Origin of the sequence: Streptomyces cinerochromogenes (assembly GCF_014648635.1) — a bacterium.
Lineage (GTDB): Bacteria > Actinomycetota > Actinomycetes > Streptomycetales > Streptomycetaceae > Streptomyces > Streptomyces cinerochromogenes.
In genome coordinates this window covers 1-18,373 of the sequence record NZ_BMRM01000019.1, presented here as the reverse complement: position 1 = coordinate 18,373, position 18,373 = coordinate 1, and the positions used below count along the sequence as shown (strand labels likewise).

Genomic DNA, 18,373 nt, shown 5'->3' with positions numbered 1-18,373 from the left:
GTCATCGCCCGCGGGCACCGCTCGTGGCGTCGGCGCCGGGCACCGTCTGGTGGTCGAGGATGTGCAGGGCCTGGGCGACGGCCGACGGGTCGGCGTGGCGTCCGACGTCCTGCGGGGCGTACCAGCGGTCGCTGAGCAGGCTGTCGTCCAGGTTGGCCCAGGTGGGGTCCAGCGTGATCTCCCCGGGCAGCCGGCCCGGCGGCGGGCCGCCGGCCTCGCCGTCACCGCCGCCGTCGGCCTGGGCGCGGGTCCAGACGGCGTCCCAGTAGCAGGCGATCAACTGGTTCGCCTCGTCCACGAGTTGCTGGGCCTGCTGCCGGCAGACCGCGGCGGCGGAGCGCCACTCCGCGACGCTCCGCCCGTACCGGGCGAGCGCGGCCGGCGCCGGATCCCTGCGCACGGTGTACTGGGTCACCACCCGTACCGACTCGGCCTGGATCCGGACGTACAGATCGCGGTGCGCTGCCAGGGTGCGGGAACGCAGCCGCGCGCTGCCGCGCCGCACCCGCGCGTGCAGGCCGAGGACGTAGGGCGGCAGGCCGGTGTCGGCCGGTGTGCGTCCCGCCGCGGTGTCCCTCAGCAGTTCCCGGAGCCCGGCCGCGTCCCGGCGGCCGTGGAACCGGGCGCGCAGCGAGGAGAGGCGCCCGGTTTTCAGCCGTCGAACCCGGACGTTTATTCGAGCTTTGTTGATCATTTTCGAAGAGCCCCCATTCGTCGCGGGCGGTCCGGGTGGGAAGGCGCCGCGATGGGGAGAGAGTAGCGGAGCAAAACCCCTTCCGGGGCACGCGATTTCAGAGGAACCGATCATTCTTTGCGGGGTTCCGGAAAACAACCGGTTCCCGCCCGGCGGAGAGCCGGATCGCGGCCTTCCGGCAATTGCGGGCGGCCCTCGCCGCACTGGATACTCCAAGCCGGTGCGAGGAGGAGATGCCGTGGAATTACGCCTCGACGGGACGCACTACCCGTTGGAAACACTGGGCCCCGGAAAACGGCTCGGCGTCTGGTTCCAGGGCTGCTCGCTGGCCTGCCCCGGATGCATGTCCCGGCACACCTGGGACCCGGAGGCGGGGACGCCCGCCACGGTCGGCGAGGTGCTCGCGCTGTGGCGGCGGGCCCTCGCCGACGGGGCGGACGGCCTCACGGTCAGCGGCGGCGAGCCGCTGCAGCAGGCGGCGGCCCTCGCGGAACTCCTCGCCGGTGCGGCCCGCCTGCGGGACGGGGCCCGGCGCCGCGCGGGGAGCGCCGGACCCCACCCCGCCGACCTGCTGGTGTACACGGGGTACGAGTCCGGGGAGCTGACGCCCGGGCAGCGGTCCGCCCTCCGCGGCGCGGACGCCGTGATCACCGGCCGGTTCCGGATCGCGGAGCCCACCCGGCTGGCCTGGCGGGGCTCGGCCAACCAGCGGATCGTCCCGCTCACCCCGCTCGGCACCGCCCGCTACGTCCCGTACCTCACCCGGGAGTCACCGGGCCCACGGCTCCAGACGGGCCCCGCCGACGACGGGCGGCTGCGGTTCTACGGCGTCCCGCTCCGCGGTGAACTCGCGCAACTGGAGCGGCGGTTGCGGCAGCGCGGAGTCGGCTTCACGGAGCGGAGCTGGCGGCCGTGAGCAGCCGAGCGTGGCCCTCCTCCAACGTGACCACCAGCACCGACCAGGACGGGTCCCGGCGCAGCTCCGCCCGGATCGCCTCCAGCAGCCGGCGGGCCACCGTCTCGACGGGCAGGCCGCCCCGGCCGGCGCCGAGCAGCGGGAAACAGATGGAGGACATCGGCAGGGAGAGGAACTCGCTCTCGTGGCGGGCCAGTTCGAAGGACGTACGCACCACCTCGCCCAGCACGGCGGGGGACACGTGGTAGCGGTCGCCGCCGCCGACCGGGGTGGCGATCGCCGCGTGGTGGACGCGCCGCACCCCCTGCGCGGCCAGGGCGCCGGACGAGGTGGCGATCACCGTACCCGGCCGCACCGGCCTGCCCGAACGGCCGTGCGTCCGCAGCCACACGCCCAGCTCCCGGGAGAGCACGTCGTCCACGATCTCGCCCGAGCCGTCCCGCAGGGCGGCGGCCCGGCGCAGCGCGCCGGACACCGTGGGGCGGAAGGTCTTGGACATCTCCAGATAGGTGTTCTCCGAGGAGACGAGGATGTCCACGTCCCGGACCTCCTCGATCGGGCACACCCGGACGGTGATCCGGCCCGCCGGGGCCGCCGCTCCGGCGGTGACCGGTCGGACGGCCGGGCGCCGGGCCGGGAAACCGCCGGCGGCCCGGGCCGGGGGCGAGGGCGGGGCGGTGTGCGCGGGCGGGGCCGTCTGCACCGGGGGCGCCGGTGTCGTCAACTCAACTGCGGCACCGGTCTGTTGGCGGACATCGGACTCCCGGGCGACCGCCAGGACCGCCGCCGCCAGTTCGGCGACGACGTCGTGCTCCTGGCTCTTGCGGAACCGCTCGGTGGTCACGCCGTAGACGGCCGCCGCGGCCTTGCGCCGGTCGGTGCCGGGAACCCCGCGGCGCGCGGCGAAGAGCCCGAAGGAGTGGGCGGCGGCGCGGGCCAGCGGATCGCTGGAGTCGTCGTCCCGCACCGGGTGCCCGCCGGCCAGCCGCCGCACCGCCGCGCCGAGCAGCTCCTCGATACCGGTCTGCTCGTCGTCCGGCCCGGTGCACAGGCCGGCCGCCGTGGCGGCCTCGCGCAGCGCGTCCCTGGCGCAGTGGCGCAACCCGGGCAGGCCTCGGCGCCTCACTTCCCTGAGTTCGGCGACGAGACTTTCGTGCGAGGGCAGGGAGCACATGATGCGCATCGTAGTCCCGGGCGGGCATGTGCTGAAGATCCGGGAAACTCCCCGCCCCTCGCAGGGAATCGGGATATCTTCTTCGTCCTGCGGCCCGTCCCTTGGGCCCGCTCGCCGAAGCATTGTGGCCCCCGGTTCACCCAGCGCGTTTCCCGGAAGGCCGGTAGATGACGACCACACCGCCCACCCGATTCGTCGACCCCGCCGACGGGGGTTTCACCAATGCGCGGATCATCGAGACCCGCCCGGTACGCGCTGACGTACCGCCCGCACTCGCCGACCGCTTTCTGCTCGTCGCCGTGCTTTCCGAGGCACTCCGGCCCGCCGAGGCCGTCGTCCTGCGCGTCCGTGACCTGACGGCACGCCATGGGGCCGCCGAGATACCGCTGGTCCTCAAGTGGTACCACCGGCTGCACGCCCCGGACCCGGACGTCGAGCAGGAGCTGCGGGAGCTGGGCGCACGCCCGGCCCCCCATCTGGAACGGCTCCTGGAGACCGGCGACGCCCACGGCCACCCCTGGCACCTGTACTGGTCGCACGGCGAGGAGACCCTGGAGAGGTACCTCCGGGACCACCCCGACGGCCTGCCCCCCGACGCCGTACACGCGGTGGTGGGCCAGCTCTGGGACGCCGTCACCGCCCTGCACGAACGGGGCGTGGTCCACCGGGACATCACGCCCGACAACATCATGGTGCAGACGCGCCGCGGTGACACCGCCGACCTCGTCCTCGTGGACTTCGGCGCCGCCGTCCACCGGCCCGAGGAGGCGCTGGAGCCCCGGACCGACTGGCGCGGCAAGCCCCTCTACCTCGCACCGGAGGCCGGACTGCTCCGGCAGACCGTCTCCGAGGCCGGCGACTGGTGGTCCCTCGGCATGGTCACCGCCCACCTCGCGCTCGGCAGGCACCCCATCGAGTTCCGCCGGGACGAGGACGTGCTCGCGGAGATCGCCACCCACGCCCCCGACGTCAGCGGCATCACGCACCGGCGGACCCGCCTGCTCTGCGAGGGCCTGCTCACCCGGGCGCCCGAGCAGCGCTGGCAGGCGGCGCAGGTGCGGGACTGGCTGGACGGCAAGGACCCCGACGTCGCCCCGCGCACCGACGGGCGGATCTTCCCCGACGACCCCGCGCGCCCCGCGGTCCGGCCCTTCCCGTTCATGGGCCAGGAGTTCACCGGCACCGAGCACCTCGCCGTCCACCTGGACCAGAACCACGTGTCGGCGGCGCGGATGCTGGCCGACGACGAGGACCGGGCCCGACTGGTCGAATGGCTGGGCCAGTTCGCGTCCGTCGGCGGCCGCAGCAGCGGCGAACTGGACCGGCTGCGCCGCCTGCGGCAGGACCTGGCCGGGCCCCCGCCCGTCGCGGTCGTCGTGGACCTGCTGAACTGGCTCGGCCCCGGACTCGACGTCACCTGGCACGGAGCACCCCTGGACGCGCAAGGCATGCGCCGGCTCTGCCAGGGCGCCCGGGACGGGCACGCCGACGCGGTCACGCTGGTCCGGTACCTGGCGGACCACCCCGAGGTGCTCACCGGACTCGCCCAGCGGCCCGGCGGCCACGGACTCGACCGGACCGCCGACGCGTGGCGCGTCCTGCGCGACCGGTGGGAGCCCACCGTCCAAGAACTGCGGCGCGACCGCCGGGACCGCGCCGACCTCAGACGCACCGTGGCCGTGGACGCCTGGCTGCTGCAACTGGCGCGCGAACCGGAACGCACCAGGGAGCAGCTCACCCGCCTGCTGCTGCGGATCCGCGCCGAACTCCCGGCGCGGATCCCCTGGTTCGACGCGCTGCTCTCCGCCCAGGACGACGACGTACGCCTCGTCGTCGCCCTGCTGCTCACCGGCCGGGCCCGGAGGGACGCGCAGGCGCTCAGCGACCGACGCCTGGAAGAGGAACACGCCCGGCTGCTGGCGGCCGACCAGGACGGACTCATCGCCGTACTGCGCCGGATGGACCGCCTGCCCACGCTGGGCTGGGCCCTGCTCGGAGCCGTCGCCGTCACCGCCCCCTGGACCTTCGTGATCGGCCTCGCGGACGTGCTCGGCCGCGCATCCGACGAGGCGGTCGTCACGGCCTGGCTGGAGGCGCTGCCCGCCGCCGCGTTCGTCTTCGTGGTGGAGATGTGGACCGCCGTGTACATCGGCCCGCCCTTCTACCACCCCGGCCGGTCGCTGGCGGGCCTGCTGATCCGCAGCTCGGAGCGGCCCGGCAGGCTGGCCCGCACCCGGCTCGGACGCTGGGTGGGCGCGGCGCTGCTCGTCCTCGCCGGCTTCGCCGGGTTCTACGCGGTCGCCGTGGCCCCGTGGCTGTGGCCGCTCGCCTCGGCCGCCGCCGTCGCCGTCTGGAGCGTGCGCCGCGGCTGGGCCTGGCGGCGGCTGCGAAGCGAGCGCCGGGCCCGGCGGGAGGCCCGACGTCGCGGCCGGCAGTGGCGGCCCGGACCCGACGGACAGCCCGGGGCCCGGCTCCCCCTCCGGGACCGGTGGCGCCGGCTGCTGCGGACGGTTCGCGGGCGGGCCGGGGACGGGTGGCGCCGGCTGCGGCAGGCGGTTCGCGGGCGGGCCGGGGGCCGGTCCCGGTGGCCGGGGCGGCCGGCCGGCGACCGGGCAGGAGCAGGAGGCCGGTGGCGCCGGGGTCGGCAGCCGGATACCGGCCGGACCGGGGGCTGGTGGCGGCGGCTGGGGCAGGGGGTTCGCGCGCGGGCCGGGAACGGGTGGCGGCGGCTACGGCGGGTGGTCCGCCGGCGGGCCGGGACGACGACCGACACGACAGGAGAGCAGACATGAGTTCGGGTCTCGCCTTGCCCACGATCCAGATGATCGAACCCGCGGTGTCCTTCCCCCCGCCCCCGCCGCCCCTCGACCCGCAGGCGCTGCCGCACACCGGCATGCTGCACCTGCACGACGCGACCGGGCAGGCCTCCGCCCATCTCGCCGGCGCGACCGGCCACGCGGTCCACCAGGCCGCGGACGCCGCGCTCCAGGTGCTCGGCTCGCTCAGCGGCGTCCTGCTCGTCGGGCGGGCCGCCCTGCTCGGCACCCGGCTCCTCGCCGCGGCGGCGGTACGGGCCGCGGACGAACAGCGCTGCCTGGAGCGGCAGCAGCAGCTGGCCGCCACGGCCGCCGAGCAGTGGGAGGCCGCCGCGTTCGCCGCCGCCCGGCTCAACGCCCGCAGGACCGCCCTGCTGGCCCGCGCGGCACGGGCCGCCGCGGCACCCGGCGGCCCGCCCGGCTCCCCACCGGTCCCCGACGTGCCCCCGCCGCTCACACCCGTCGGGGAGCGGCTCGGCGAACTGCGCCGGCACCTGGCCCGTGCCGAGGAGGCCCTGCACCGCGCGGAGGAACGCCAGGCCGCGTGGGAACAGCAGCGCCTCGCCGCCCTGCTCCGGCTCGACGAGGAGCGGGACGACGACTGGCAGGGCGCCCTGCGCGAGAGCCGGCAGCGCGCGCTGCGCCGGTTCTCCGACGAGCGCACCGCCGACGCCGAGGCCCACCGCATGCCCCGGCAGACCGCCGCCGGGCGCACCCCCGGCGCACTCGACCCGGACGAGGTCCGCCGTACCGGCGCGGAGATCCTCGGCGAGCTGGACCCGTACGCGCCCGCCGAGACCGCCGAACTCGCCGCGGGCGCCGTCCGGGACGCCGTACGCCGCGCCGCCGACGACCCCCGCCGGGCCCGTATCCACCTCACCGAGGCCCGCAAGTTCGTCCGGGACGCGGCCCGGCAGGCACAGGAGGCCCGGGAGGCCCAGGAAGCCGCCGCCCTGCAGTACGAGTTCCTCGGCTACGAGACCCCGGAGGGTGCCGAGGACCTCGCCCCGGCACCGGACGCCCTGGCGCTGCTGCGCCGGACCCTGGACCACGGCACCCCGCTGACCCCGGCCGAACGGGAGCTGGTCGAACGCCGGGTCGACGAGCGGCAGCGGGCCCTGGAGGCGATCTACATCCGTCAGCAGTGCGCGGGCGCCGTCGCCGAGCTGGCCAGGAGGTTCGGCGGCCAGGCCGGGGCGGGACGGCCCGAGGGCCAGGAGATCCGCCTCGACTGGACGCCGGACGGCTGGGAGCCCGGCCACTGGCTGCGGGCGACCCTGGTCGACGGCCGCCTCCGGGTGGCGACCATGTACCGGGGCGGGCCCGGGGAGCGGACGGCCGGGCAGCGCGCCCTGGACGACGCCCGCTGCGCCGAGACCCGGCAACGGCTCGCCGAGTTCGAGGAGATCACCGCCGGGCTCGGCCTGGACCTCGAATTCAAGGTCGAAAGCACCGAGGGGGCCCTGCCGGGCGTGCTGGGCGAGGACGCCGTGGTGCTCGACGAGCCGGCCGCCACCCGCAGGGACGACCGCCGGGGCGACCGCGCGGACGCCGTCCGGCACCGGACCGTCGACGGCGGCGGACGCCGCTGAGCACGGTGAGCCGGTGTCGCGGAGCACGGCGCCGAGAGGACCGCACCATCCATGGCCGGCGCGCGGCCCGGAACAGCGCGCATCGGGGAGGAACGATGGACCTGTCCAAGGACGACCGGCTCCCGCCCTTCGTGGAGGAGCTGACCGGAACGCTGGGGGTGCACGCGCAGTACGTCCTGCACGGCAACATCCGTGACCTGCACCTCGTGCGCCGTCGTGGCCGGGACCGGTACTACTCGCTGCACGACGTGCTGTGGAACCCGCTGCGGACGATGGGCTACGAGGCTCTGGTGCTGTGCGACCAGGTGACCGGCTTCCAGGTGGCGGACGTCGGCGAGAGCGGGGCCCGGGCCGCCGCCGCCGTGGACGAACTGCTCCACGGGCCACGGGAGTTCCCCGGTCAGACGGCGGCGCAGCGGCAGGCCGTGCTGGAGCAGCTGCGGAACCTCACCAACGGGTGGGCGCACCGGCGCGAGGGCCGCCGGCTCTCTCCGCTCAGGGTCGCCCTGGTGATCGACCACGCCTCCCGCATCCTCACCGACCCGTCCCGGCTGACCCCCGAGGAACGGGACTTCTTCCTCGCCTGCCTGAAACTCGCCGAGGAGGCCGAGCCGTTGCCGCCCCGCAAGGCACCCGGTGTCGTACCGAAGGGGCCGGGCCTGTTCAACCCGGTGATCTGGCTCGCCGACGGGGAGCGGGACGTACCCGGCTGGCTGATCGCCGGCAGCGAGCGGATCCGCGCGGTCGCCGTGCCGGAGCCGGACGCGGACGAACGCGGCACGATGGCCCGCCTCCTGCACGAGCGGTACGAGCGCTACGCCGGACACGGCAGCCGCGACGGATCCGCCGCGCCCGACGGCACGACCACCACCGTCCCCGCCGGCGTGCACGCCCGCGCGGGCACCGGCGTGGACGCCGAGGAGGCGGCCCGCGCGGTCGGCGCCTTCGCCCGGGCGGCCTCCGGACTGAGCCTGCGGGCCATGGAGGAGAGCGTGCGGCTCGCCCGTTCCCGCGGTCTGCCCTTCGCCGCCATGCCGGACGCCGTACGGATCTACCGGCTGGGCGTGGAGAAGAACCCCTGGAGCCGCGACGAGATACGGCAGCGCATCCTGCGCGGCGAGGACCCGCGCAACGAGCGGTCCATCCCCAACCGGGTGCTGGGCCAGGAGGCGGCCGTGGCGATGACCCTGGACATCCTCAAGCGCGCGGCGCTGGGGCTGTCCGGCGCGCAGGCCACCAGCCCCGGCCACCGGCCACGCGGTGTGCTGTTCTTCGCCGGCCCCACCGGAACCGGCAAGACGGAGCTGGCGAAGGCCGTGGCCTCCGTCCTCTTCGACAGCGACCAGGCCTATCTCCGCTTCGACATGAGCGAGTTCTCCGCCGCGCACTCCGCCGACCGGCTCGTCGGCGCGCCCCCGGGCTACGTCGGTTACGAGGCGGGCGGCGAACTGACCTCCGCCGTACGGGAGAACCCGTTCCGCGTCATCCTCTTCGACGAGATCGAGAAGGCCGACAAGGGCATCCTGGACAAGTTCCTCCAGGTGCTGGAGGACGGCAGGCTCACCGACGGTCAGGGCGTCACCACGTACTTCAGCGAGTGCGTGCTCATCTTCACCTCCAACCTCGGCGTGCAGCGCACCGACCCGGAGACCGGGGAACGCGAGTGGATCGTGGAACCCGGCACGCCGTACAAGGAGTTGGAGGCCACCGTCCGGGACAACGTCAAGAAACACTTCGAACAGGTCATCGGACGCCCTGAGCTGATGAACCGGATCGGCGGCAACGTCGTCGTCTTCGACTTCATCTCCGACGACGTCGCCGAGCAGATCTTCGACCTCCAGGTCCGCAACATCCAGCGCCAGCTGGCCCAGGGGCACCAGCTCGTCCTCCGGATCGAGGACAAGGCCCGGCGCGAACTGCTGGAGTACTGCACCCGGGACAAGTGGAACGGCGGCCGTGGCATCGGCATGGTGCTGGAGACCCATCTGATCAATCCGCTCGCCCGGGAGCTGTTCGCCGCGCCCGACCTCGGGCCGGGCACCACGGTGGTGGTGACGGACGTCCGGGAGGCCGACAGCGGCCGGGTGGACACGAGGGTGGTCCTGAAGAAGGGAGCCGCGGATGGCGGGGGTACGCGACTGGGATGACGACGACTGGGGCGGCGACGACTGGGGCGGCGAGGGGCGCACCGTCGACGACGCACCAGACGCAGCCGCAGACACGGCCGTAGAAGCAGAGGCAGACGCGGACAGGGCCGACCGCGACGGGACCGACCGCGACGGGACCGACCGTGACGGGACCGACGACGACGGGACCGACGACGACGGGGCTGACGACGACGAGTGGGGGCGGGTCGGCCGCTCCCGCCTCTTCGCGCGCCCCGCGTCCGTCCCGTCCCCGCCGTCCGTCGGTGAGCGGTGCCGGGACTGCGGGGCGGTCGTCCCCGCCGGTACGGCCGTGTGCCCCGCGTGCCTGACCCCGGTCGGCGCGCCCCGGCGGGAGGCCGGTACGGGACGGAGGCCCGAGCGGCTGGCGGGCGGTGCCCTGCGGCTGGTGTTCCGGTCCGGCGGCCGGCACCTCGTCGTGCCGCGCGGCACGGAACTCCGCCTGGGCCGCAGCAGCAGCTGGGCGCCCGAGGCGTCGGCGCTCCTGGCCCACGAGGAGACGGTGTCGGGCCGGCACGCGACCGTCCTGCACACCGAGGACGGGGCGGCCTGGGTGACCGAGGTCGCGCAGGGCGCCACCAACGGCACCCGACTCAACGACCGCGTGCTGGTGCCGGACCGGGCCGAGCGGCTGCACAACGGCGACCGGATCGAACTCGGCCCCCGGGTCGGCTTCGTGGTCCGCGGCATCGAGGACGAGCCCGCCGGGCCGGACGACTGAGCACCTCCGTACGGGCTCCGGCCCGGGTGCCCCCGTACCGCTCCGGCCCGGGTGCCGCCGTACCGCTCAGTCCTGGCCGCCGCCCAGCGCGGCCACCGCTGACTTCGCGGCCTTGATGGCGCCCTTGTTGATCTCGTCCGTGGCGGGGGCCTTCTTGGTCTCGAAGTCGCTGCCGTTGTAGGTGACGATGACGAGGGCGTTGGCGGCACGGACCATCACCACGCCCTCACGGGTCTGCTGTTCGTCCTCCGTGGTGAGGTTCACGACGGAGTAGGCGCTGTCCCCGAGCCCCGGCACCGCCCCGCCGCCGCTCTTCTCGGCGACCCGCTGCCCGTACTCCTTCCCGGCCGCCTCGTCCGAGTCGACGATCTCGTACGACACGTCGAGCCAGCGGTAGTCGTAGCCCTTGAGGGCGTTCCAGGAGCAGGTGCGGCGCAGCGCGGTGTCGGTGGACGGGATCTCCTTGCCGGCCGTCTTCGCGCCCGGCACCAGCGACTTGACCGTGGCCGCAGGTACCGCGGCGCAGGGGGAGGGCGCGGCGGAGTAGGTCTTCGTGGCCCCGGAGGACGACGAGGGGGCGGTGGCGGAGGACGCGGCAGGCGCCTTCTGGGCCGTCTGGTGCCCGGCCGCGGCCGGCGGCGCGGCCGGCCCGGACGACAGCGCCCAGCCGGCGCAGGCGAGCACCGCGACCGGCGACAGACGCGCGGTGAGGGTGAGCGGCAGAGGAAGGGAACGCACGGCGCACTTCTCGTGGGGGAGGGGGTGCGGAGGGGTCCGCATGGTGGACGGGGACGACAGTGTCACATGACTGCCTGTGGGGCGGAAGTGCCAACGCTCTCCGTGCCCGAGCGGTCACGACGGCCTGCGCCCGCTGTCCGGCTTTGCCCTTTATCTCCTGCGCCCCTGCCCGCCGTTCGCCGGCTACGGCACCCTCGCCGTCCACTCCGGAGAGGTGAACTTGGTGCGCGCAAGCTCCTCCGCGCGGGCCAGTTCCGCGTCGGTCACCTTGCCCGGCGCCAGGCCGTAGCGCGCGCGGAAGGACTCGATCATCCGGTCGATGACGGCCTCCCGGGGCAGCCCCGTCTGCCGCCGCAGCGGATCGACCCGCTTCTTCGCGCTCCTCGTCCCCTTGTCGGACAGCTTCTCCCGCCCGATCCGCAGCACCTCGACCATTTTGTCCGCGTCGATGTCGTACGACATGGTCACGTGGTGCAGCACCGCGCCGGGGCCGCCGTCGGGCCCGAGGATCCGCTTCTGCGCCGCGCCCGCGATCTTGCCCTGGTCCGTGGCGATGTCGTTCAGCGGCTGGTACCAGGCGCGGATGCCCATGTCGCCGAGGGCGCCCAGCACCCAGTCGTCGAGATAGGCGTAGCTGTCCTGGAAGGACAGGCCCTGGACGAGGGACTCGGGCACCGACAGCGAGTAGGTGATCGTGTTGCCCGGCTCCACGAACATCGCGCCGCCGCCGGAGATCCGCCGCACCACCTCGATGCCGTGCCGGGCCGCGCCCTCCGGGTCCACCTCGTTGCGCAGCGACTGGAAGCTGCCGATGATCACCGCCGGGGCGCCCCACTCCCACACCCGCAGTGTCGGTGGCCGCCGGCCCGCGGCCACCTCGGCGGTCAGCACCTCGTCCAGCGCCATGTGCAGGGCCGGCGGCTGCGGGACCTCGTGGATCAGCTGCCAGTCGTAGTCCGTCCAGTCCGTGGCGTGTGCGAGCGCCCGGCGCACCGCGATGCCGACGCCCTCCGAGGTCAGGCCGTACATCACCGTCCCCGCGGGGAGCGCAGCGTCGATCCGCGCGGCCAGCCCCGCCGCGTCCGTGTCCGCGGGGGCGCCCTCCAGCGCGCCGTTCACCGCGTCCAGCGCCTCGTCCGGTTCCAGGAAGAAGTCCCCCGCCACGCGCACCCGCCGCAGCACGCCGTCCTCGACGTCCACGTCCACGACGACGAGCTTGCCGCCGGGCACCTTGTACTCACCGTGCACTTCCCGCGCCTCCGTTCCTGCCGCACGAGATCAACGTCCGGCCCGGCCGGGGTGTTCCCGGACGCACCGGACGCACCGGACGGCTCGCCACGCACCGCGCCGGCCCGGACCCCGCCGTCCCGGCCGCCCGGGCCGGGCGGTGCGGTACGGCGGTCAGGCCTGCTTCAGCATGTGGGCCATGCGGGCGCACTCCTCCATCGGCGACAGGATCCCCAGCAGCGTCCGGAGCGCGGCGGCGATCTTCCGGCTCGGCCCGCGCATCCGGCTGCTGGTCCTGCCGAGGAACAGGAGCATGGGCCCGAATTCCTCGACGCCGGTGGCCGACTCCCGCATCTCCCGCGTCTGTTCGATCACCTGGTCGAGCTGGGCGTCCACGAAGTCGGGCCACTCGGAGCGGGGGGTGCTCCCGGCCCACTCCAGGAAGGCCCGCAGCGCGCCGATCGTCAGCTCCATCCGCGAGGCCAGGCGCCAGGCCGCCGCCTCCAGTTCGTCCGAGGGACCCTCGATGGACTTGGCGAACCGGTTGACGACGGCCAGCCGAGCGCTCATCGGGGTGCCCGGCATATTGGCCCGCACCACGTCCTCGGTGAACAGCTCGCCCATCGCGCCCAGGTCCAGGAAGGCCGCCTCGACCATCGCCATGTCCTCGGCCATCGCCTCCATCTCGGTCTCGGCCGCGACCGCCAGGTCCAGCAGACCGGGACCGCTCTCCTCGAGTGCGGCAGGGTCCTCGGCCGGCTCGTCCCCGGCCTCGCCACGGCCGCCGTCCCCGGCCGGTGCGGCGGCCAGACCCAGGTCCCCGGCGAGACCCAGGTCCCCGGCCAGTCCCAGCTCCTCGACCAGGCCCAGCTCCTCGGCGAGGGCCGCCCGCAGCAGGGCCCGCGCCTCGGCCCGGCCTCCGGGCAGCGGCGGGAACTCGATGGCCGGGAGCGCGCCGAGATCCGCCGGCACCGTGCCGGCCTGCCCCAGCCGGACCGCGCTCCGGCCGGTGGCGTGCCGGATCCCGAGCCCGAGCACCACGGCCGGATGGCCCCCGGTGAGATCGGCGACGACCACGTCCTCCTCGACCAGGTGACGCATGAGCCGTTCGCCCAGCGGGCTGGGATCGGCGAGCTGGTCGGCCCGGATCAGGGACAGCTCCAGTTCCTCGCAGACGGGCCGTACGACCTCCTCGTGGAAGAGCGCCGTGGGTCCCAGGACGAGACAGGTGGGCATGACGAAGTACCTCCTGACAGAGGGAAGGGAAAGGAAGGGAAGGGGAGGGAAGGGGGGAAAGGACGGCAGGGGAAGGCGGAAGGCGGAAGGCGGAAGGCGGAAGGGGGGAGGGGCCGCGGGCGGGGCCGGCCCGCCCCGCCCGGTGCGGCTCAGTCGAAGAGGGTCAGCGCCACGCCGTCGCCGAGGTCGTCGGCGTAGACGGGCCGTTCCTCGATGCCCAGCGAGGTCAGCAGATGGGCGGTGAGGACGCGGTGCCGGCGGCCGACCCGCACGGTCTCGCAGGGGAAGGTGCCGAGGGCGACCAGCCGGTAGGCCGTGGCCATGCACATGCCGTACGCCCTGGCCGCCGTCCTCAGGTCGACACTGACCGGCAGGTCCAGCACCTCCCGGAAGGTCAGGGGGGTCTGCGCGCGCCCGGTCATCCGCGGCTCCGGGAGCGCAGGGACAGCGTGCCGACCCTGCGGCCCCGCTGGAACCGGCCGGCCCCGGCGACCCGTGCGGTCAGCCCCCATTCCCGGGCGAGGGCGCCGATCCGGACGCCCTCCGCCCGGTCGGCCGGGAGGGTGATCCGCAGGGTGGCGGCGAGGCCGTCCGGCCGGTCGCGGCCCCCGAACTCCGCCTGCCACAGGGCGCCCCGGTCGCGCCGGGAGCCGACCGTGTACTGGATGTCCTCCACGGTCCTCTCCGGCCGCGCCTTGCCGACGGCCTTCCAGGCGCGGGTGCACGCCGAGCGCAGCAGGACGGATCCGGGGTCGGGGGTGCACGGCTCGATCGTCCGCAGCGTCTCCAGGTAGGCGGTGAGCAACTCCGCCTCGACGTCGTCACGGTCGGCGCCGAACCGGTGGACGAGGGCGAAGGCGTGGCGGCGCAGACCGGGCAGCCCCAGCCACACCGCGCCCAGCCGCCAGCCGTTCCCGTCCGTGTCCGCCCGGGCCAGCGCGGCGATCTGGTGCCACAGCGAGGCCCGTTGGGCGGCCGGCGCCGAGCGGTCGTAGAGCAGGGGGCGTGCCTCGGCGGGGGTCAGGGCGGTGCCCGGGGCCCCGGATCCGTCGTCCAGCCGGAGCCCGGTGAGCGGCTCCCGGCTGCGCAGGTCCCGCTCCACGCGGGTGAAGAGGGCGGAGTACGGAGGTGACGTCATCGTGGTTCTCCTGGTCATGAGGGTCGGGGACGCCTGGTCGAGAAGGTGGGGGACACCGAGCGCGGCCGACTCGGCGCCCGCTTGGCGTGGCACGCTTGGCGCGGCCCACTCGGCGTGGCCCGCTTGGCGCGGCTCACTCGGCCGGGTCGGCGGCGGCAGGGGCGGGTCCGCCGCGCCATCGGGCGAGGGACCGTTCGGCGAGCGCCTTGCCGGGAGTGGTCTCGGCCGCCCGCTCGATCGACAGCAGCAGCCGCAGGAACCCGGGGCGGCGGCTGTCGACGAGCCGGGCGAACAACTCGTCGAGCTGCCGGGTGCGTCCGGGTACGCCGGCCGCCCCGGCGCACCACATCAACAGCGCGTCCCGCATCGCCGGATAGGCCGAAGCCTCGTCCAGGGCGGCACCGACGAGGGCGACGACCGGGCCCGCGACGTCCTCCTCCCCGAACTTCCCGGGCTCCCCGGCGCCCCCGGTCTCGCCGAACGCCTCTTGTGAGGACAGCCGGCCGCCGAACCAGTCGCAGTCGTCGGCGACGAGCGCGGGGAACGCGAGGGCGGCCAGCAACCCCGCTACGTCCTCCACGCTCGCCCAGACGGCCAGGTCACGCACGATGACCGCCCGGGTCCGGTGCGTCCCGGCGGAGAACCGGAGGAGGAGCGTCTGCGACACGTGCAGGGCCGTCGCCGCGGCGTCCCCGTCGCCGATCGCGTCCACCACCCGGCGCAGCAGCCGCATGGCGTCCTCGGCGGGCAGCCCGTCCGCGTCGGGCCGGCACGCGACCGCGACCGTGGCGCGCAGCGACGCTTCGGGCGCGCCGCTCCATTCCTCCAGCAGGGCCCGCGCCGTGGCGGCGGCCGGGGGGAGGCGGGACGACGCGGCGAGAGCACGGCCCGCGACCTCGGCGGCGGCCGGCCCGGTACGGACCAGGTCCGCGAGGAGACCGAGACTGCGCCCGGCGGTGCGCACGGCCAGGGCGGCCAGCGCGCGCCCCGCGCGTTCCGCCTGCTCCTCGTCCCCGGCCGCGCCGAGCCAGACGTGCAGCAGCGGCAGCCACGGGGACCGTGCACGGCACACCTCGTCCCAGACGGCTTCGCCCACGGCGGGCCACAGGAAGGCGATGACCGGGTCACCGTCGCCGTCCTCGCGGACCGCGCACACCGCGGCGATCTCGGCCGGCGGTTCGACCGCGGCGGCGGTGAGGGCCGGCCGGGAATCCGCGCGATCCGGCAGGGCGAGCGCCGGCCGGGGATCCGCGCGATCCGGGAGGCCGGCCGCCGGCCGGGGATCCGGGTGACCCGGCAGGGCGAGCGCCGCCCGGCCCGCGCCACCGTCGTACGGCGGCGGCGCCGTCGGCGGGGTCACGGGGCCGTGGTCGGCGCGGATCAGGGCGAGCAGTTCCGTCGCCCGGCCGAGGACCGTGTTCCGGCGCAGTCCCTGGTGGACGCAGACCGAGAGCAGGTGGGCCAGCAGCGCGGGACTGTCGTCCGCCGCCGAGACCAGCCGCGCGGCCTCGGCCGCGGCGAGCCCGGCCGTCAGTTCGGCGCCACTCGCCCGCCCCTCCGGTCCGGGACGGGCCAGGGCCTCGGCCACCCGCACCGCCCTGCCGGGCGGCAGCCCGGTCGGCAGCAGTGCCGCGAGGGTCTCCTGCCCCACCCGGCGGCGCCGACGGGAGCGCTCCTGGGAGTCCGGGCACAGGCTCGCGAAGTGGAGCGAGAAGACCTCCCCCGGGTCGGGCGGCCGGTGCCGCAGCACCCGCACGTCCAGGCGGTCCTCCAGGACCCGTGCCAGACCCGGGGTCTCCCGCAGGACGACGACCAGCCGGGCACCGGCCTTCTCCGTCTCCGCCTCCAGCCGCGAGACGTCCCAGGGCCGCAGGGAGAGCGGGTCGGCCAGGTTCATCACCAGGTAGCCGTGCACTCCGCGGGGCCGGGGCCGCCAGTGCGCCAGGTCCACCGTCCCGTCGACCTGGAGCAGTACGGGCTCGGCGTGGCCGTGCGCCAGGAGGTTCAGCGCCAGCGTCTGCCGGCCGGTGCCGGGCGCTCCGAGGACGAACAGGACGCCGGAGGAGTCCAGCGCGTCGAGGCCGGTGGTGTAGCCGGGGGGCCGGGCGAAGCGGCCCCGGGCCGCCTGGAGGTCCTTCGCCCGTACCGGGCCCTGGCGCACCAGGGGTACCTCGGCGGGGGAGTCCGTCGCCGTGTACCGCTGACCGCCGTGCACGGTACCGGTGTTGACCGAGCCGTTCGGTGCGATGACGACCAGGCCCCGGTCCTGGACGAGTCCGGGCGGAAGGGCGTCGAGGACGCCGTCCGAGTCGAGGTCAGTCGTCATGGCCGCCCTCCGGGCCGGGGCGGACGGACCCGTCCAGGTTGGCCAGGTGCTGGCCGCCGTGGACGGAACCGGTGTTGATGATGCCCCGCTCGGCACGGAGCACGCTGGTGACGGCACGGTGCCGGCCGGTTGCCGAGCCGGTGCCCTCCCGTCCCGCCGGAGCGCTGCCGTCCCCCGCAGGGGTGCCGTCCGCCGGTGTGGTGCCGTCCGCCGGAGCGGTCCGGCCGGGCGGCGGCCCGGAGGGGGAGGGCACGTACAGCCAGGCCCGCTGGGCGAACGCCTTGCCGTCGACGGTCGCCGGCACCTCGTGGAACCAGTCGCGGTGGCGTCCGGTGTACCCGGAGGCGACGGCGTCCTGGTAGCACCGGTCGGAGAGGATGGCCGCCACATGCGTGATGTTCTCGCTGTGCGCGGCCAGCACGGCCCTGACCGGACGGGAGTCGAGCAGCCGGTGCGTGTCGGTACGGGCGGTCCCGTTGCCGCCGAACGCGTCCGCCGTGTCGGGCAGCGGACCGATGTGCAGACCGACCCGCAGCCGCAGCGGAGCCGTGCCGAGGGCGTGGACGTTCAGTTCGGCGACGACGTCCTGCAGGGTGTCCAGCCAGGGGTGGATCACCAGGGGCGTCAACGCGGGGTCGAAGCCCAGGACGTAGCCGTCGCCGGTGGTGGCGGGGAACAGCCGGTCGGTCCACAGCCGCGCCAGTCCGGCGCGTCCGAGCGAGATCCTCAGGAGGTCGGGCACCGCGCGGCTGACCACTTCGTGGTCGATGGCGGGGCGCTCGGTGAAGCCCTTCAGGTCCACGGCCAGGATCCCGCGGTACGGCGGGAGCGGGCGGCTGCGGGAGTACGGGGCCGCCGAGGTCGCGGGCAGCCCGGAACGGTCGCTGTGCATGGCTCTCTCCTCTGCGAAGGCCCGCCGGTACCGGGACGGGCGAGGTCCGGTACCGGCGGTCAGGGGGGCGCCGGTGAGGGCGCTCTCCGAGCTTCGCCACTCCGGGAGAGGGGCAGTGCACGCTCAGTGCGCAGGAGGAGTGACGGCCGTCACTGCCTGCCGGAGGGGACGGGCGGCCGGCCGGGCCGGGGCCGCCGCAGCGCCTCGTGCAGCCGGCGCGCGTCGACGACCTCGATGCAGGTCTTGTCGGCCCGGACGCAGCCCGGGCCCAGGCGCCGCAGCGCGTCGCTGACGGAGTTGCGGCCCGCCCCGAGGTGCTGGGCGAGTTCCCTCCGGGTGAGGCGGAAGGCGCGGTCGCCGGACATGGCCACCAGGCGCAGCAGGGTTCCCGCGAGCCGCTGGTCGAGGTCTCCCTCGCCGGCCTCGGTCTGCTCCCACAGGCGGTCGTTCGCCAGGCAGGCCAGCCGGCCGGGGAGATCGTGCCGGACGACGAAGCTCCGGAAGACGGCCGCGGGAATCGATGCGACTTCGCACACGCTAATGGTCTGTACGTCGGCGAGCCGGGCCCTGCCGTTCTGCACCGCCATGTCGCCCAGCACCTCGCCGGGCCCGCGGAAGCTCAGCAGCCTCTCGCGGCCGTCGACGTCCCTGCGGACGACCTTCACCAGCCCATCGATCAGTGAGGTCTTTCAGCGCTGCCGCTCCAGAGTGAGGACGGCCGCGGAGATTGACGACATT

The 18,373-nt window shown here is 75.1% G+C and carries 15 protein-coding genes; 5 read left to right on the top strand and 10 right to left on the bottom strand.

What is annotated here, in order from left to right:
* Window position 1 precedes the first annotated feature (1 nt).
* Window positions 2–694 carry a hypothetical protein gene (locus IEZ20_RS30710; RefSeq protein ID WP_189304702.1) on the bottom strand — a complete coding sequence of 231 codons (693 nt, stop codon included), beginning with the start codon at window positions 692–694 and terminating at the stop codon, window positions 2–4.
* A 238-nt stretch (window positions 695–932) separates the two neighbouring features.
* Between IEZ20_RS30710 and IEZ20_RS30705 the strand changes: the two genes are divergently transcribed.
* Window positions 933–1,610 carry a 4Fe-4S single cluster domain-containing protein gene (locus tag IEZ20_RS30705; protein WP_189304700.1) on the top strand — a complete coding sequence of 226 codons (678 nt, stop codon included), beginning with the start codon at window positions 933–935 and terminating at the stop codon, window positions 1,608–1,610.
* On the opposite strand, the gene IEZ20_RS30700 is transcribed toward IEZ20_RS30705, so the two are convergent.
* The gene (locus IEZ20_RS30700) at window positions 1,585–2,784 is read right to left on the bottom strand and encodes a macro domain-containing protein (protein WP_229896349.1); all 1,200 of its coding nucleotides are present in this window, start codon (window positions 2,782–2,784) and stop codon (window positions 1,585–1,587) included. The two genes, IEZ20_RS30705 and IEZ20_RS30700, sit on opposite strands and share 26 nt — an antisense overlap.
* 167 nt (window positions 2,785–2,951) lie before the next feature.
* Between IEZ20_RS30700 and IEZ20_RS40485 the strand changes: the two genes are divergently transcribed.
* The 4 genes from IEZ20_RS40485 (at window position 2,952) to IEZ20_RS40020 (ending at window position 10,078) form a co-directional block, all read left to right on the top strand.
* Window positions 2,952–5,576, top strand: a complete 2,625-nt coding sequence (locus tag IEZ20_RS40485) for a protein kinase domain-containing protein (protein WP_189304696.1) — start codon at window positions 2,952–2,954, stop codon at window positions 5,574–5,576.
* A complete protein-coding gene (locus tag IEZ20_RS30690; RefSeq protein ID WP_189304694.1) occupies window positions 5,573–7,192 on the top strand; it encodes a hypothetical protein in 1,620 nt (539 codons plus the stop codon). The genes IEZ20_RS40485 and IEZ20_RS30690 overlap by 4 nt, the downstream gene beginning before the upstream one ends.
* A 95-nt stretch (window positions 7,193–7,287) precedes the next feature.
* The gene (locus IEZ20_RS30685; RefSeq protein WP_189304693.1) at window positions 7,288–9,339 is read left to right on the top strand and encodes an AAA family ATPase; all 2,052 of its coding nucleotides are present in this window, start codon (window positions 7,288–7,290) and stop codon (window positions 9,337–9,339) included.
* Window positions 9,314–10,078, top strand: coding sequence for an FHA domain-containing protein (locus tag IEZ20_RS40020; protein WP_229896348.1), 765 nt, complete (start codon window positions 9,314–9,316; stop codon window positions 10,076–10,078). Before IEZ20_RS30685 ends, IEZ20_RS40020 begins: the two co-directional genes overlap by 26 nt.
* 66 nt (window positions 10,079–10,144) lie before the next feature.
* On the opposite strand, the gene IEZ20_RS30675 is transcribed toward IEZ20_RS40020, so the two are convergent.
* The 8 genes from IEZ20_RS30675 to IEZ20_RS30640 all read right to left on the bottom strand — a co-directional run bounded on the left by IEZ20_RS30675 (window position 10,145) and on the right by IEZ20_RS30640 (window position 18,303).
* The gene (locus tag IEZ20_RS30675; RefSeq protein ID WP_189304691.1) at window positions 10,145–10,816 is read right to left on the bottom strand and encodes a hypothetical protein; all 672 of its coding nucleotides are present in this window, start codon (window positions 10,814–10,816) and stop codon (window positions 10,145–10,147) included.
* A 183-nt stretch (window positions 10,817–10,999) separates the two neighbouring features.
* Window positions 11,000–12,064, bottom strand: coding sequence for a lipoate-protein ligase LplAB (gene lplAB / locus IEZ20_RS30670; RefSeq protein WP_189304689.1), 1,065 nt, complete (start codon window positions 12,062–12,064; stop codon window positions 11,000–11,002).
* 153 nt (window positions 12,065–12,217) lie between these two features.
* Entirely contained in the window at window positions 12,218–13,279 is a 1,062-nt protein-coding gene (locus IEZ20_RS30665) for a hypothetical protein (protein WP_189304687.1), read from the bottom strand.
* Between the two features lie 149 nt (window positions 13,280–13,428).
* The gene (locus IEZ20_RS30660; protein WP_189304685.1) at window positions 13,429–13,701 is read right to left on the bottom strand and encodes a DNA-binding protein; all 273 of its coding nucleotides are present in this window, start codon (window positions 13,699–13,701) and stop codon (window positions 13,429–13,431) included.
* Window positions 13,698–14,417, bottom strand: coding sequence for a hypothetical protein (locus IEZ20_RS30655; protein ID WP_189304684.1), 720 nt, complete (start codon window positions 14,415–14,417; stop codon window positions 13,698–13,700). Before IEZ20_RS30655 ends, IEZ20_RS30660 begins: the two co-directional genes overlap by 4 nt.
* Window positions 14,418–14,550: 133 nt before the next feature.
* Complete coding sequence (locus IEZ20_RS30650; RefSeq protein WP_189304683.1) at window positions 14,551–16,743, bottom strand: hypothetical protein; 2,193 nt, start codon at window positions 16,741–16,743, stop codon at window positions 14,551–14,553.
* Entirely contained in the window at window positions 16,733–17,635 is a 903-nt protein-coding gene (locus IEZ20_RS30645; RefSeq protein ID WP_189304682.1) for a nucleotidyl cyclase domain-containing protein, read from the bottom strand. Before IEZ20_RS30645 ends, IEZ20_RS30650 begins: the two co-directional genes overlap by 11 nt.
* 149 nt (window positions 17,636–17,784) lie before the next feature.
* Complete coding sequence (locus IEZ20_RS30640) at window positions 17,785–18,303, bottom strand: Crp/Fnr family transcriptional regulator (RefSeq protein ID WP_268253088.1); 519 nt, start codon at window positions 18,301–18,303, stop codon at window positions 17,785–17,787.
* Between the last annotated feature and the right edge of the window lie 70 nt (window positions 18,304–18,373).